Source organism: Clostridium kluyveri (assembly GCF_001902295.1).
GTDB classification, from domain to species: Bacteria; Bacillota; Clostridia; order Clostridiales; family Clostridiaceae; genus Clostridium_B; species Clostridium_B kluyveri_B.
The window spans coordinates 4,143,671-4,158,696 of record NZ_CP018335.1; the positions used below are offsets into that span (position 1 = coordinate 4,143,671).

Sequence of the window (15,026 nt, forward strand, 5' to 3'; positions counted from 1 at the left end):
CAGAAACATTAATATATTTTTTCATTGTAGCAACACGCAAGTCTTCACATGTGTCTTGATAGAAAGATGATACTAATTCGTTAAAATTGGAATCACAGAAAGGTGTACCCCCCTAAAATCAGAGGGGAGCATAGAATCTTTAATATTTGTGCTTTTACGCTATAATCATTGTACATTCTAGATGCGTATAGACAAGCTATAAATACAAATACTCAAAACTTTTGAAAATACCATTTATATGTATGTGCCTATTTTTCCAAGCTATAATTCAATTATTGTTTCCGAATCAAAATAATCAACAAATTCCCTGGTATTGCTATAAGGTAAATCTACTTTATAAAAATTCGCCATTTTATATAAACCTTGATTTATCGTATCTATATTATTACTATCTAAACCTATAGTAATGTCTTCTTTAATGTTTTCGAATTCTTGACGTTGTCTTATTAATGTATCAATAACTACAACATTAAAATCTTCTGTTGCTTCTTTAATTTCTTTAATTCTCTCATCAAAAATTTCAATAATCCTATCTCTACGTTTTTCAGCTTTTGTGCTAAATAGGTCAACCTTATCAAGTAAATATATAAATAATGCTGAAGCAATACCATTCTTAATAATGTCTTTCAGTTCAAAATTAAAGGCTTAACAATGAAAAGTATACCATTTGAATCATTCGTACTTTTGTGTTTTCATCTAATTGAAAATAATCTTTTCCTTCTTTTTTTAACATTTCTTGTTCCCTAATGAAATCTGAATTATTACTATCTAATTTTCTACCATTTTATAATTATTTATACCTCTCTCTTATCCTATTAATAGCCTTTATCATTTCTTCCCTAAATTCATCAGAAGCTAAAACCTCCACAGAATCCTCCTGACTCAAAAGCCACATTTTTATACCTTTACCAAACATTTTTGCATCCACTATATATTGCCTCTGCTTTTCTTTTACTACTTTTGCATTAGGCAATCTATCCAAAACTGCCTCTATAGATCTACCTGTAAATCTAAATTTTATTCTTTCCAGTTCTCCTGATTGCATAAATTCAATTAACTTTCTAAATTCTCCATCTTGAAATCTCTTGCTGTAATCTACCTTATATTTTCTATCTGTAATAATTAAATTCTTAATTCTATCTACTCTATAAATAGCAGGATATTCATAACTTTTGCCCTCTATAAAGGCTATGAGGTAAAAATAATATTCAGAGAATAACAATCCCTGTGGATATACAGTTCTTTTAGAAGCCTCCTCCTGTATCTCTCCGTCCATGCCTATTTTATGATATCCAATATCCAATACTTTTTGTTCTTTTATTGCAGTACTGATTTGCCACAATTTGTCCAAAAGTTCTTTTCCATGTTGTGGTGAAACATAGTTAACTAACTCATCACCTATAATACATTCGATATTTTCTTTATCTTTGCAGATACAATTATCGAGGAGTTTTGAAATTATATCCTTTCACCAAATATAACCATCTATAACACCTTACCTATTTTATTTGTTCAAACTAAATAATGATTTGTAAATAATTAATATTTTTGTAATTTAAAATGCTCTTTTCCTCATACATTTTATAAATATTATTATTAAAACTATTGAATACGTTAATGCTATTACTAAAGCATATATTAAATGAAATAAATTCTGTGGATTTACATAATCTATTGTACCAATTTTATCTAGTATTAAATATGCAGGTGGAAATAATGTAGTTATCCATTTTAAAAAAGAGAATGCTTGGATAAGAGGTTTTTCAACAACTGAAATAATAATAATAATATTTAAATACAATATTGCCATTTTTCTATCCTTAACTAATCTAGAATTAAATAAACTTCCAACAGCAACACCAAGAAATCCAATAATTGCATGATTAATTAAAGCAACGATAATATCCGATACAACAACTTTTCTAATAAAAACACCCTTTAAAATTGGGTAGTAAACTGTTAATATATCCAATATAAGAATGAAAAACCATACAAACAGTATTTTACATAAGTAATAAATATTTTCTTTTTTAACATGCAAAATGGTTAGCTGCTGCTGTACAATATCTTCATTATCAATAAATCCAAAAGCTACCCATGCAGAAATTGCATATATACATATACATGTAATTGCATAGGAACTCATTACATAAGCAGGCTTAACTGAATATATACATGCCATTAAAATTATATATACTAATAAAGGAGCAATGTACTTATGCGATCTTTTATAATCTTGAAAAAAATATAATATTAAATACTTAAAAGTATTCATACTTCAATTTACCTCTCTAACCAATTATAATTCAACTTTCATTTACCGAAACAATACTACAGCCCATTTGTAACAATCTCAATATATTAACATCACTATATTGTTTATTCATTAATATACTAACTGATTGTCCATTCTGTATCATATTTAATAAGCCAGTAAATTCTTTTACTATACTAACATCAAATTCTTTAGCTACTTTAAAACATATTAGCATATTTGTATAACCATTATTCTCATTATGTGTATTGGATACAATTTCACCACCCTTGATTTCTACAATTTTATCTGCCAATTTATCAACTAAATGCATCTCATGACATGCTAAAACAATACAAATTTCTTCTGTTTTAAATTTCTGTAATATGTCAATAAATCTCTCTTGAGATTTGTTATCCTGTCCTGAAAGTGGCTCATCTAATAGCAAAATATCAGGTCTTGATATAATCGCCTGTATAACAGCAACTTTTTGAATCGTACCTTTTGATAAATATTTTATACGAGTATTTTTCATTAAAGCAATGTTAAAAGTATCAAATAGTTCCTCTGAAAACTGATTTATATATGCTTGAGAAAGTCCCTGCATTTTTCCCATATGACAAATATATTCATAAGGGGTAAAATTAAGTTTGGGAAAATAATCTGGAACATAACCAATTTTAAGTTTATCTCCTTTATCACATAAAATCCTTCTTCCACTAGATAAATTACTTAAACCTGCTATTATTCTTAGCAATGTACTTTTTCCTGTACCATTAGCCCCTGTAACAGCTAAAGTTTCCCCTCTTAAAATAGTTAAATTTATATTATTTAAAACACTCTTATTACCATAATGCTTACTAACATTTTCGAGCACAATTAATTTTTTCATAAATATGATATTTCCTTTCCCTGTATATAATTTTCATTTTTTTACATAAACCAAGTGAAATGTCATTAAGCCTCTTATCAATAAAGATATTCAGAATCTCATTCTCACCATGAATAAATAATATAATATACGAGGTAATCCGATAGCAGATAGTATTGTGATTGCAGTATGTACTTTTTTCTCATCTCGTAATATAAACAATAAAAACTTATACCCTAAAATACCAATCAATCCACCCAAACAATTTAGAATTATATCATCAATGTCTGATGCTCCAATGCCTAAAAGCCCTTGAATGATTTCAACAAACAAACTCACTATAAATATAAACAACAAATTGCTTATTACTCTTTTATCATTTTTGAATAATGACAAATATGTACCAAGGGGAATAAAAATAACTATATTGCCAACCACATTACTAAAAGAAAATGCTTTTATATTCGCAGAGCTGCCAGATATATATTCCATTATACTATAAAAAGGAATGAGATTGATTGACCTATGCTCCAAATGCGAAATTCTTGATAAGAACAATACTTTAATTAACAAAATCATGTAACAAATGAAAACACCATATAAAAAGACTGTTTTAATTCGCTCTCGTTTATTCATAATACCTCCATTTTTCATTTCATCTCTGCTTATTCTCTGACGTTCAGTTTATAAATAATCTTCAGTTCGCACTTTATAACTGTTCCAACTCAACACACCAGAACGCATCTTGGCCGTTATAAAACTTGTATATTGTAAAATCTTTATTTTTAAAATAAACTTCAATTAGGTCCGCTATGGACTACTCATCGTCTACAACCAAAATATTCATACTCATAAGTTCTATCCCTTCTTCCTGATTAAGCACTCATTATTATAGTACTACAAAACAAGATTTATATCATAATAATTTTCTTAATAAAACCTTAAGGTTTTATTAATATAGGCCTTAATCTTTATGTAAGTCATTTAAATATTCATTAAAATTCTCTAATGCTTTCAAAACATTCTGCATGTAGAGGTCTGAATTTAAGCCCCCTTGAAGATTCCTTCCATCAATCATACACTGGAGGTTAAACATTGGTATGCTTAATGTCCTAGTATATACCTTTAAAAACACGGCAATATAATGCGCTCCTTCCTTAAACCCTTGACAGACCAAATTTTTGCCGTGTTATGGCTTTGCCGAAAACGGGGAACAGAGAAACAAGCGGGAGGCGTTGTCAACGGGAACGTGGAATAGCAGAGAGAGCGCAGCGGAGGAGCATACAAAGCCTCACACTTACCCGCAGGAGTGTTTGATGTCCGCCGGTCACGCCCGGCCGCATGGAAGCGGCCGACAAAATTGTAAGGCAATTTGGAATGACATAGGAAAACCCTCCAAACTCACGTTTTTTTATTTGGCTGGTACCGCCTTTGGATATTTTACGGTAATAATGAAATAGAAAAAACCTGCCGCAAAGAGGGTATAAATGTCAACCTAGAAATGTAACTTTTTGATCATTTAAGAATGTAGTTTTTTTAATCTTCCTCTTGCTTAAAATGATCTTTCAGTCTATACGACTTCCCATTAATTGTAACAACATGGGCATGATGTAAAACTCTATCTAAGATAGCATTAGCGATGACAGCATCATAGAAAATATCATCCCAGGAATTAAAATTTATGTTAGTGGTTAAAGATCGTGCTTTTTTTCTCATATCTCATATCGATTAACTGGAAAAATAATTTTGAATCTTCCTTATCTACAGGTAAATAACCCAATTCATCAATAATAAGAAGCTTATATTTACTAAAGTGCTTAAGTCTAGCATCTAATCTATTTTCTAGATTTGCTCGCTTTAGCTGTTGCAACAAATCATTACACTTAATGAAATATGTGCTGTAACGTCGCTTTGCAGCTGCAATTCCTATAGAAGTGGCAAGGTGTGTTTTCCCAACGCCACTAGAACCTAGAAATACAATATTTTCTCGTGATTCTAAAAAACGTAGTGTCAAAAAATCCAATATTTGATCTTTATTAATGCCAGGTTGAAAATTAAAATCAAAGTCCTTAATTTCTTTTTGATGTGGAAAAGCTCCAACTTTAACCATAGATTTAATCATGTTTGCTTCTTTACAGTCAATTTCATGAGTTGTAAGCTTAATAAGAGCATCAACAAAAGATAAATTATTTTTTGTTGTAAAATCAATAACTTCGTCCAAATGATTAATCATTTGCTTCATCTTCAAATATTCTAAATTATTTATAAGTTGTGTATATGTACTATTCATTCTATTGTTTAAATCTGAAACAAGATTATGTAGACCTTCATAATTCAGTGTTCCATTGTACGCTCTTATTTCATCTAATAGTTTCATAGGAGCTTCAACTTTAGCTTTTGTATTCGGTCTTCCTGCTATACAGGGACGAACCTTAAATCCATAGTCATCTGCAAATTGTTGAAATCTATTATTTACTTTTCCCTTAGAATAATTAGTTCTAGCTTCATCCATAACAGTTTCCATGTTATCTGTTAGCAATTCTTTTGCTACTCCTCCAAATGTTTCAAATGACTCGTCTAAAAACGAAAGTAGCACATCTTGTGTTTTATCAAGAGATAATTTATATACTCTAAACCTTGAGTATGAGAGGATTAATACAAAAACATTTATATTAATGACTTCTCCTGTAGTTAACACAAATTCTATATTTTCCTTCCAATCTAATTGTGCTTGTTTCCCTTTTTCAGTTTCATACCGCATAGGCGAAGTAGTGGAAATATATCTTTTTTCCTATTATTAAAGTACTCATTAAATTCTGAGTGATTGGAAATGTATCTTCTGAACGAAGATTGCGCACAATCTAGTCCGTGATTATCTTTAAGATACTGCCATAAAATGCGCTTGTAATAAAATATTTGAATCAAATCTTTACTAAGAAGCTTCTTATATGATCATTTCCTTACATTATTATCTTACCATTTATAAACATAGCCATGTTCTCCTTTTTTATAAGTTTATTTTTGTGGATTCAGCTTATATTTTAGGACTTGGCTATGTTTTTTTCTATACTTTTTTATTAGTAATTTAACCCTTGGTTGACATCCCCCTTTTCACTGTCCATAGATCAGCCCCCAGAACATTTATTGCCAATGGGCGCATAAATAAACATGTATAAAAAGCAGGTATATAACTATAGCAATCCCCGTTACTAGTAAAATGACGGGAGCAACTCTGTAGCACCAGGCTTTCATAATTATCACAGCTTTCTGCAGGTACATTTTCGAGTTTGCTTTTTGAAGTCCGATTTTAACATAAATAAGTATGTTTATACCTATTAGGCTTTTCTTTTGTAGAAGCTGCATTTAATTCAATTACCTCTTTTGAAAAAGGAAAACGACGGTTTTGAATCAAGTCATATCATCCCGAAGCGCGTCGATAATATTTTCTCTTTTTATCTTGCTAATGGCATACAGCATTGTAATGAACACCACAAAGAGCACGCTGAACACGCTAATTCCGATACTGCCCCACGGGAACACAAAATCGATATTGTCCGCCCCACCGGCGACCATCCATTTGTAAATCAGCCAAGAAGAGATTGCCGCTATAGGGAGCCCCAAGAGCAACGCCCTCATGCCATAAAAGGCACACTCGAAATTCATCATCTTTTGGAAATCGCGTTCAGACATCCCCACAGAGCGGAGCATGGCAAGCTCTCGCCTGCGCAACTTGATATTCGTGGAAATCGTGTTAAACACATTGGCAACCGCAATAAGCGAAATCATAATGATAAAAGTATAAGCGAACACGTTGGCAATGAATATATAATTGCGGCTCTCATCAAATATTTCATGAGAATTGTACAGTTTATAATTGGATTTAATTCCTGCACCCTTAAGCATCGCTTCCATTTTAGCCGCCGACTTTGAAGGATTCTTTGAACTAAAGGTCATTCCCTTATTAGACACATGGATATCCGGGGTTTCAAATTTCTCTTTGAGCGAATAGGGAACCATCACCCTAAAAATGAACGGATTGTTCGACCCGGAGTTTTCTAAGACCGGGAGTGTATCAGGCGGCACGATATTGACAAACTTAATGTTTACGTTTCGCCCCTGTTCCATCTTCGGCTTGCCATTTGTTTCGGGAGCGATGGTAAAATTCATGGAAGAACTCTTGAACATATCAACAAACTTGTCAACCTCCTGATTGGCTTTCATGTGGCTTGTTATTTTGGCAACGGCAATCATTTTCGTATTTTGCCCGGTATATTCCTCTGCGGACAAGCCCAAGCCTTTGATAATACTCAGATAGGTGCTGTCATCAAGAAACTGGAGATCCATTGGCAGATTAACCGTTTCACCCGGCAAATGTGAACCCGCGTATTCCCAGTAATAGTCTGAAAGATCGCTTGCTTTGGCAGCGCATGAATACTTCATAAGCGCTTGATACGAGCTTTTGTAAACACCGTCGGCAGTTTTTAGTTTGTCGTAAAGCGGCAACATTTCGCTGTCGTCCATGTCCTGTGTGGCAACACCGATGTCATAGGTAGTAAGCTCTACTGCCCGCTCCGACACCTGTTTAAAATCCGTTACAAAAGCATTGGTCGATATAAACAGCACTACGCTTAAAACAAGTGATAGCACAATGCTGCGATAGCGTTTCTTGTTTCTTTTAAAATTCTTTAGCGCAAGGGTTCCCTCCAAACCGTAAATACGCTGCGCCAGTTTTGACGCTTTCACGACTTTGGATTCAACTTTGACCTCGTTGGTCTGGCGAATACTCTCCATAACGGGAGTGCTTGCGGCCTTCCTGGCCGGGATATAGGCCGAAATCAGAATCGTAACCATGCTGACTGCCGCCGCGCCGACAATCGCGGGGACGGACACTGTCAAGGTGAAAGAGACATTGCTGTAGGCAATGTTCTCAAAATTCCTGGCGACAACGGAAATCACAAGCCCGATGCTGCCCATGCCGACCATAACGCCAATCGGTATGCCGACCGCACCAATGCAAAGTCCCTCAAACAGCACCGAATTTCGCAGCTGTGTCGCTGTGGCTCCCACCGACGAGAGAATTCCGAACTGGTGTGTGCGTTCGTTCATCGATATATTGAACGAATTGTAAATCAGAAAAATCGAACCTACCATTATCAAGGCAATCAAAATGCCGCCAATCGAGTACAGAAGCGTGTTGAACAAATTATCGTCCGAAAGACCCATGAAGCGCAGCACATTATCGTTAAAGACGTAAGCTTGGCTTCCGGCTGTGCTTCTTGCGTAAGCGTGAACACCACGCGGGTTTTTAAGCGTGACCAATAGGCTTAAGCTGTCCGCTTTGTCTTGTGCATCTGCTTTCGTTATCAAGGTATATCCCGGTGCGGAAGATTCCTCAAAACCGGGTCTTAGGCAGATTCCGACAACCGTGTAGGTTTTTTCGGCTTTTGGCATAAGAGTTTCTTTCCCGGAAATGTAAGGGTCGTGTTGACCGAGGTTTTTATTTCCATCCATGCGGCTTCCAACAGCAAGTGAAAGCGTGTCACCCACCGCGAATTGAACACCGCCGCTTGCTTCGACGCTCATCGGAACAAGAATCTCCCCACTGTTTTTCGGCAATCTACCTGAAACTAGGGTTATGGGCAAGGTATCAAAGGCTTTCTTGCTGAATCCGGCTATAAAAAGATACGGCCTTTTGGGGTCTTTCCCGACCTCAAGTTTTGCGTAGCCGATATTTTCAAATGTTGCTGTGTTTGCAACTCCATTGTCGAGGGCTCGTTCCTGTGCGAAAGAGGAATCAACGTTCAAAAACTCGACGTGCCAACCACCGTATTTCTGGGCCGCGCCATTTGCCAAATAGTTCAGCAGGGAAACGCCCAAGGTAGCAACTGCCGTAATCATGGCGGCGGATAGGATAACTCCGATAACCGTTACAATGGTTCGTGTGCGGCTCTTTTTCATGCTTTGCAGGGTAACTTTGTTGAAAATGTTCATGGTCTCACCCTCTCGTCTCGCACTACTTTGCCGTCTGATATGCCGATAATGCGGTCTGCTTGCAGGGCGATATTTTCGTCATGCGTGACAACGATTAGGGTCTGCTGATATTTTTTATGGCTTAATTTCAGCAGATTGATAATTTCATGTCCATTTCGGCTGTCCAAACTACCCGTGGGTTCGTCGGCAAGCATGACCGCCGGAGCGTTCATTAAAGCACGTCCTATGGAAACGCGCTGTTGCTGACCGCCCGAAAGCTGATTGGGTAAATGCATTTTTCGGTCTTTTAGCCCAAGCAGTTCCAACAAGTCATTCAGCCGTTCCTCGTTGACCTTCCGTTTGTCCATCAGTATAGGCAAAGTGATGTTTTCCACCACATTTAGAGTTGGGATGAGGTTGTGAAACTGGTAAATCAGTCCAACCTGCCGCCTGCGGAAAATGGCGAGTTTTTCATTGCTTTGGGCATATACATCCTGCCCGTCCAAATACACCTTTCCGCTTGTTGGCACGTCCACGCCGCCGATGATGTGAAGCAATGTGGATTTGCCGGAACCGGAGGAGCCGATGATCGCGGTAAACTCCCCCTTTTCGATTGTAAGCGAAACATGGTCAAGTGCGGTAACTTGGTTTTCGCCCTTGCCGTAGACCTTGCATAAATTTTCAATTTTTAAAAATTTCATTATGTGAGTCTCCTTTCTCATGTTTTACCTATATAATAGAACCTTCAACTTACATCTCTGTGACTTTCAGGTGAGAGATTAGTCACTTTGGGAAACGAATGGCAAATATCGCGCCGCCCTGCGGGTGATTTTTTGCGGTAATCGTCCCTCCCTGCCGTGTTATAATCATCTTGCAAAGAGCCAATCCAATCCCATATCCTGTTGCGCCTGCGTTTTTCCCACGATAGAACCTGTCAAACAGGCAGGGTAAATCTTCTTTTTCAAAGCCTGCGCCGCTGTCGTGGATGGCAATCTCGGTAAACAATGAGTTGTCCACGCAAACAATCTCAATCTTCCCGTTCTCGCCTGCGCTTTCTATGCAATTTTTGAGGATGTTTTGAATTGCTTCCGAAAGCCAACTAGAATCGCCCTGAATGATTATCTTTTTTGGCACGTCTATTTGCAAAACAATATCGTGCAGTTCCATTGGGATTAGGAACGGGCGAAGCGCGGCGCATATCAAGTTGTTGACATCTATCTGCTCGCTTTGGAACACCACAATGCCCGCGTCCAGGCGGGATAATTTCAACAGGGAAGTAAGCAGCCAATCCATCTGTACAAACAATTCCTTTGTTTCCCGTATCAATACTTTCCGTTCATTTTCGTCAGGGTTATTCTCTAACAATGACAGAATAAGGTTCACGGATGTGAGAGGGGTTCGGAGTTGGTGTGCTATGTCGGCCAGCGAATCGGCAAGATGTTCTTTTTCTTTTTTCAGCGCGTCGTTTTGCTCCCGAATGCGCAGCGTCATTTTTGTTATCTCGCTTTGCAAAATAGAAAGTTCGCCCTCGTCCGATTCACCAATATACAGATGGTCAGCGTTATGAAGCACAAGATCGATTTGATCTGAAATCTGCGCAATGCTTTTATATCGGGCTTTGGTAAACGCAAAAAACGCTGTTCCAAAGGCGGCGGCAGAAGCAATGGCAAGGATTCCAGCCAACCTATTGATTGCAAATTCCAGCGTTACAGTGGTGGCAGCTATTAAGGAGAACAAAATAGCAAGCTGCCGAAACTCTCTATTCCGAAGCATACCCGTCCCCCAATCTATATCCCGTTCCGCGAACGGTCAGAATGATTTGCGGGCTTGCGGGCTTGTTCTCTATCTTCTCCCGCAGGCGTTTGATGTACACGGTCAATGTATTGTCATTAACAAACTCGCCCGCAGCATCCCACAATTCGTCAAGCAGTCTGCTCCTTGTGATAATACTTTTTGGGTTACTAATAAACACCAGTAACAAGCGGTATTCTAATGCTGAAAGAAAAACCTCGTTGCCGTTTTTTTTCACAACGCCGCTTGCCATATCGACATAAAGTCCGCAGATTTCAAAAGTCGATGGAGAACGTCCGCTTTTTCGCAGGGCGGTTCTGATTCGTGCGATCAGTTCACGCGGACGAAAAGGCTTGGTGATATAGTCGTCCGCGCCCATATTCAGCCCGGTAACAACACTCGCCTCATCGCCGGAAGCCGTCAGAAAGATAACGGGAACATCTTGCGTTTCTTTGATTTCCGTGCAAACCGTAAAGCCATTTCCGTCAGGCAAAGAAATATCAATCAACGCCAAGTCAAATTTATTCCCGGCAAGTGCAGCAATAGCTCCACTCCGCGTAGGGGCGTGAGTGACTGTAAATCCCTCCGAGCGGAGCAAAAGCACAAGGTTTCTGGCGATTGCCTTATCGTCCTCAACCAAAAATATCCGTTTCATTTATTTTCACCATCCTTTACTTTACTGCTCCTATATCGTCCATCAACCGGTTTTTCAGCGTCAGCAGGAACAAGCCACGTATTTCCCATTTTTTTAGCTCCCTTAATCCGTCCAGCAGAGCAATGGTACACTACCATCCTGTCTGTGATTCCCCAATTTTTCGCTACTTCTTTTGTTGTTATATAATCCACGCATAACACCTCCATAATTTTATTATATTTCTTTTAGCGGAAATATACAAGCTGAGCTATAAAACAACGTCAAGAGATGCTAAAAGCATACCGAGTGCAATTGAAATCAATGCAATCATTCTATTTTTATTGGTTAAAGTTGTCACAGTTATCATAGCTTTCTTAAATGTAGTACCGTTCGTTCAGTTTGTATTTGCTCTGGCTTTCATAAACAATATTTCCAATACCCAGTCTATCATTAGATTGTGTTACTTGATGTTTCCGACTTCATTTTTCAGCATTTGTATGGCAAGAAGCGTCATCCAACACCAGACAACCGAAATTGAAATACGTTGAAATAAACCACCAAAATTAACAAAGCCATGTATCTGTCCAAATCCCAAGCTTGAGAATACAAAGAAGCATACGAATAGAATTATCGATATGAAAGAATAGATAGCCCAACTTACATTTTTGAATTTTAAAAAATATCTACAATATTTATATGCGGCAAAAGGAAAACCAAGAAAGAAAAATGATGAGAACAAATCATGGAGTTTTCCTGAAACACTTCTATTTGCTGGAAGAGTATGCTGTCCCATAGGATATCCACTCAATGGATCGGATACAAAAAAAGCCGCGCCAATAAGCCCAATTGCACAAAGTGCTATTAATATAGCACCCGAAGTCGAGACACTTTTAAATCGAGATATGTGGATAAGCGCAACAGAAAATCCTAATAAGAGGATTCCAGTTAATAAAAAAGTGGTAATCTGCGTCCATCCGTAACTCCCGATGGATAAAGAACTCACTGGATGGCGTAAAGGATCATATCCTTTACGAGTTGCTCCTGCTATTAACCAAGAAAGTGTAAAAATAGGTCCAGCTATAAGGCCACATATGATTAATATTTTCAGTGTTATTGTCTTCATAATAACACTTCCTTCTTAAAATATAATTATTAATTTTATTGTTGATCTACATATCTCCACCATACAAATGTTGCTATTGCACCAGTCATGCCTGTCAAAAAAACAATGATAAAGCTCACGAAAGGAAGAACTATACTACCTGCCGCTCCAGAGTAAATTCCAAGAATGCTCCAAGGGAAGTAAGCACCATGCCCCATTGTTGCCATGATATTCCCAACAAACAATACAAAAATTAAGAATCCGAGAGGCGGTAAGTATCCCTTTCCAAAACAAGCAAAATAAGCAATTGGAGAACTTAAGAAAATCGCCATTAAACTACAAACAGAATACGTACCAGCATTTATTAAATAAATGTGCATATCAAATCCGGGTATAGAAATTAACCCTCCAATAATGGTCGCTACTAGGAATGCAGTAATGGCCAGAAATGTACTCCAAAGGATAACCGAGATAAATTTTGCAGTTATAATTATACTTCTCGCCAATGGCAAAGCAAGTAAATCCTTTATCGTACCATCTGAGTACTCCCTTCCAAAAGTCCAACTTGTAATAAATCCAAAAAGTATAATACCACCAACCGAAATCATCTGAGAAATCAGACCTAAATACGACTGCCAACCTGCAACCGATATAATTTTAGCCTTTTGCGTTATTATTCCAGACTTTTGTGCTAAATCGGGATGCATTGCTATAAACATAAATAAACTGCAAACCAAAGGCAAGAATAAGAAACTGATAACGGATATATAAAAAATCTTTGATTTTCTTATTTTAAGACATTCTGTTAACACAACTGTAAATAAAGCGTTCATCATCAAACCTCCTTTTGTGCGATAATTCTAAAAAAATACGACTCAAGCTCCTCGTTCTTTGTAAATAAAGATTTAGGAGGACATTCGTTTTTTACAAGTACTTCAGCTATTTTCTCCGGGTGCATAACAGCTTTTTCATCACAACATGTTAGAACAGATTTACTTTCAGTAATGTTGTAGCCATTATTTAAAAGTATTGATTTTGCACGATTATTATCAGTTGCTTCAATTAATACCGTTTTCTCCCTCAAATTTTCAAAATCATAAGCATTGAACTCACTTATCAATTTTCCTCCATGAATAATACCAATTCTACTTGCTGTTTTAGAAATCTCCCCAAGCAAATGGCTTGAAATAAGTATTGTTATCCCCATGTTTGCAGCAAGGTCTTTAAGCAAGTTCCGTATTTCAACAATTCCAGCTGGGTCTAACCCATTTGTCGGTTCATCAAGAATCAATATTTTCGGCATGTGTATTAGTGCTTTGGCTATGCCTAACCTTTGTTTGTTGCCCAGTGACAAAGCTTTTGATCTTTTATTAATGTGTTCAGTTAGAGCAAGCTTTTCAATGATTCTTTTTGAAGCTGAATTATCTTTTATATTTCTGAGTTTCCTTGCAATTTCAAGGTTTTCATATACAGTAAGTTCGGGATAGGCATTCGGCATTTCAACCATATAGCCGACATTTTCCCATAGCTTATAGTTCCCTGCATTCACAATATTGCCATTTATATAAGCCTTGCCCTCCGAAGGCTTAATCATTCCCAGCAGCATTCTTATCATTGTAGTTTTACCAGCGCCGTTGAGACCTAAAAATCCATAAATTTCACCCTCAGAAACATTTAATGAAACATTATTTACTGCTGCTAATTTTCCATAATATTTGGATATATTATCTGTTGCAATAATACTATTCATAATCCTTCACAACCTTTTCAACAATGCTTTGGAGTAAAATATCTGTTATTATGCTGTTATCACTATCAGATTGATTCTGTATACAGGCTATCGTTGCCTTTTGAAACACCTTAGCCACTATAGGATGTGGATAATTAAATCTAATTTTATGATTTTCAAATATTTCAAGCCTTAAAATATCAGATTTTAATTCCGCATCAACTTTTTCCTGTGGCAATTTACGATATAGAAGTTCAATTATTTCAGAATTCACCATGCCGAGCAAAGGATACTCAGTAAGTTTTTCTAAGGCGGTTTTCAGAAATAGAAAAACCTTTTTCTTATCAGAACAATTATCAAACGATAGAATTGGCTCAAGGTCGTTGAATAATTTTTGCTGATAGTAGGTACTAATATCTAGAAACAGTTCTTCTTTGGTTTGATAAAATGAATAGAATGAACCTTTTGCAATGTGTGCAGCACTTGCCAGTTCATCAATTGTCACTTTTTTAATACCACGTGCCACAAATAGTTTTTGTCCCTCTTCTCGTAGAATAGTAATAATTCTTTCTTTTTCAATTTCAGTAAAACCTCTTGGCACAATATCGCCTCCGTCTATATGACTATATTTGAATATTTGGTCATATAGATTGTATAACAAATATATTAGTTTGT

The 15,026-nt window shown here is 36.5% G+C and carries 13 protein-coding genes and 3 pseudogenes; all 16 read right to left on the minus strand.

The window, feature by feature from the left end; genetic code table 11:
• Positions 1–790: 790 nt before the first annotated feature.
• The 16 genes and pseudogenes from BS101_RS20345 to BS101_RS20415 all read right to left on the minus strand — a co-directional run bounded on the left by BS101_RS20345 (position 791) and on the right by BS101_RS20415 (position 14,952).
• Entirely contained in the window at positions 791–1,351 is a 561-nt protein-coding gene (locus BS101_RS20345; RefSeq protein WP_073540461.1) for a helix-turn-helix transcriptional regulator, read from the minus strand.
• A 204-nt stretch (positions 1,352–1,555) separates the two neighbouring features.
• Positions 1,556–2,146 (minus strand): hypothetical protein, encoded by a 591-nt coding sequence (locus tag BS101_RS20350; RefSeq protein ID WP_156876113.1) that lies wholly within the window; start codon positions 2,144–2,146, stop codon positions 1,556–1,558.
• A gap of 160 nt (positions 2,147–2,306) precedes the next feature.
• On the minus strand, positions 2,307–3,146 hold the full coding sequence (locus BS101_RS20355; RefSeq protein WP_073540465.1) for an ABC transporter ATP-binding protein: 840 nt from the start codon (positions 3,144–3,146) through the stop codon (positions 2,307–2,309).
• A gap of 90 nt (positions 3,147–3,236) precedes the next feature.
• Positions 3,237–3,761 carry a VanZ family protein gene (locus BS101_RS20360; protein ID WP_073540467.1) on the minus strand — a complete coding sequence of 175 codons (525 nt, stop codon included), beginning with the start codon at positions 3,759–3,761 and terminating at the stop codon, positions 3,237–3,239.
• Between the two features lie 76 nt (positions 3,762–3,837).
• Positions 3,838–3,978, minus strand: a pseudogene (locus BS101_RS24100) (DNA-binding response regulator); the annotation flags it as partial.
• A gap of 683 nt (positions 3,979–4,661) precedes the next feature.
• Positions 4,662–5,415, minus strand: a pseudogene (istB, locus tag BS101_RS20365) (IS21-like element helper ATPase IstB).
• Positions 5,406–6,071: pseudogene (gene istA / locus BS101_RS23580) on the minus strand (IS21 family transposase); the annotation flags it as partial. The pseudogenes istB and istA, both read right to left, overlap by 10 nt.
• Positions 6,072–6,533: 462 nt before the next feature.
• Positions 6,534–9,116 carry an ABC transporter permease gene (locus BS101_RS20375; protein ID WP_073540471.1) on the minus strand — a complete coding sequence of 861 codons (2,583 nt, stop codon included), beginning with the start codon at positions 9,114–9,116 and terminating at the stop codon, positions 6,534–6,536.
• Positions 9,113–9,796 (minus strand): ABC transporter ATP-binding protein, encoded by a 684-nt coding sequence (locus tag BS101_RS20380; protein WP_073540473.1) that lies wholly within the window; start codon positions 9,794–9,796, stop codon positions 9,113–9,115. Before BS101_RS20380 ends, BS101_RS20375 begins: the two co-directional genes overlap by 4 nt.
• A gap of 82 nt (positions 9,797–9,878) precedes the next feature.
• Positions 9,879–10,868 (minus strand): sensor histidine kinase, encoded by a 990-nt coding sequence (locus BS101_RS20385; RefSeq protein ID WP_073540475.1) that lies wholly within the window; start codon positions 10,866–10,868, stop codon positions 9,879–9,881.
• Complete coding sequence (locus BS101_RS20390) at positions 10,855–11,541, minus strand: response regulator transcription factor (protein WP_073540477.1); 687 nt, start codon at positions 11,539–11,541, stop codon at positions 10,855–10,857. Before BS101_RS20390 ends, BS101_RS20385 begins: the two co-directional genes overlap by 14 nt.
• Positions 11,538–11,732, minus strand: a complete 195-nt coding sequence (locus BS101_RS20395; RefSeq protein WP_073540479.1) for a helix-turn-helix domain-containing protein — start codon at positions 11,730–11,732, stop codon at positions 11,538–11,540. Before BS101_RS20395 ends, BS101_RS20390 begins: the two co-directional genes overlap by 4 nt.
• A gap of 248 nt (positions 11,733–11,980) precedes the next feature.
• The gene (locus tag BS101_RS20400) at positions 11,981–12,643 is read right to left on the minus strand and encodes a DUF998 domain-containing protein (protein WP_073540481.1); all 663 of its coding nucleotides are present in this window, start codon (positions 12,641–12,643) and stop codon (positions 11,981–11,983) included.
• Between the two features lie 35 nt (positions 12,644–12,678).
• Positions 12,679–13,458, minus strand: a complete 780-nt coding sequence (locus BS101_RS20405) for an ABC transporter permease (protein WP_083585789.1) — start codon at positions 13,456–13,458, stop codon at positions 12,679–12,681.
• Positions 13,458–14,372, minus strand: coding sequence for an ABC transporter ATP-binding protein (locus BS101_RS20410; RefSeq protein ID WP_073540485.1), 915 nt, complete (start codon positions 14,370–14,372; stop codon positions 13,458–13,460). Before BS101_RS20410 ends, BS101_RS20405 begins: the two co-directional genes overlap by 1 nt.
• The gene (locus tag BS101_RS20415; RefSeq protein WP_073540496.1) at positions 14,365–14,952 is read right to left on the minus strand and encodes a TetR/AcrR family transcriptional regulator; all 588 of its coding nucleotides are present in this window, start codon (positions 14,950–14,952) and stop codon (positions 14,365–14,367) included. Before BS101_RS20415 ends, BS101_RS20410 begins: the two co-directional genes overlap by 8 nt.
• Between the last annotated feature and the right edge of the window lie 74 nt (positions 14,953–15,026).

What these genes read in the sequence shown, in the direction of transcription:
- BS101_RS20350 (WP_156876113.1), bottom strand. Translation starts at nt 2,146, where the DNA reads ATGAGTTCCTATGCAATTACATGTATATGTATATATGCAATTTCTGCA.
- BS101_RS20355 (WP_073540465.1), bottom strand. Translation starts at nt 3,146, where the DNA reads ATGAAAAAATTAATTGTGCTCGAAAATGTTAGTAAGCATTATGGTAAT.
- BS101_RS20360 (WP_073540467.1), bottom strand. Translation starts at nt 3,761, where the DNA reads ATGAATAAACGAGAGCGAATTAAAACAGTCTTTTTATATGGTGTTTTC.
- BS101_RS20375 (WP_073540471.1), bottom strand. Translation starts at nt 9,116, where the DNA reads ATGAACATTTTCAACAAAGTTACCCTGCAAAGCATGAAAAAGAGCCGC.
- BS101_RS20380 (WP_073540473.1), bottom strand. Translation starts at nt 9,796, where the DNA reads ATGAAATTTTTAAAAATTGAAAATTTATGCAAGGTCTACGGCAAGGGC.
- BS101_RS20385 (WP_073540475.1), bottom strand. Translation starts at nt 10,868, where the DNA reads ATGCTTCGGAATAGAGAGTTTCGGCAGCTTGCTATTTTGTTCTCCTTA.
- BS101_RS20390 (WP_073540477.1), bottom strand. Translation starts at nt 11,541, where the DNA reads ATGAAACGGATATTTTTGGTTGAGGACGATAAGGCAATCGCCAGAAAC.
- BS101_RS20400 (WP_073540481.1), bottom strand. Translation starts at nt 12,643, where the DNA reads ATGAAGACAATAACACTGAAAATATTAATCATATGTGGCCTTATAGCT.
- BS101_RS20405 (WP_083585789.1), bottom strand. Translation starts at nt 13,458, where the DNA reads ATGATGAACGCTTTATTTACAGTTGTGTTAACAGAATGTCTTAAAATA.
- BS101_RS20410 (WP_073540485.1), bottom strand. Translation starts at nt 14,372, where the DNA reads ATGAATAGTATTATTGCAACAGATAATATATCCAAATATTATGGAAAA.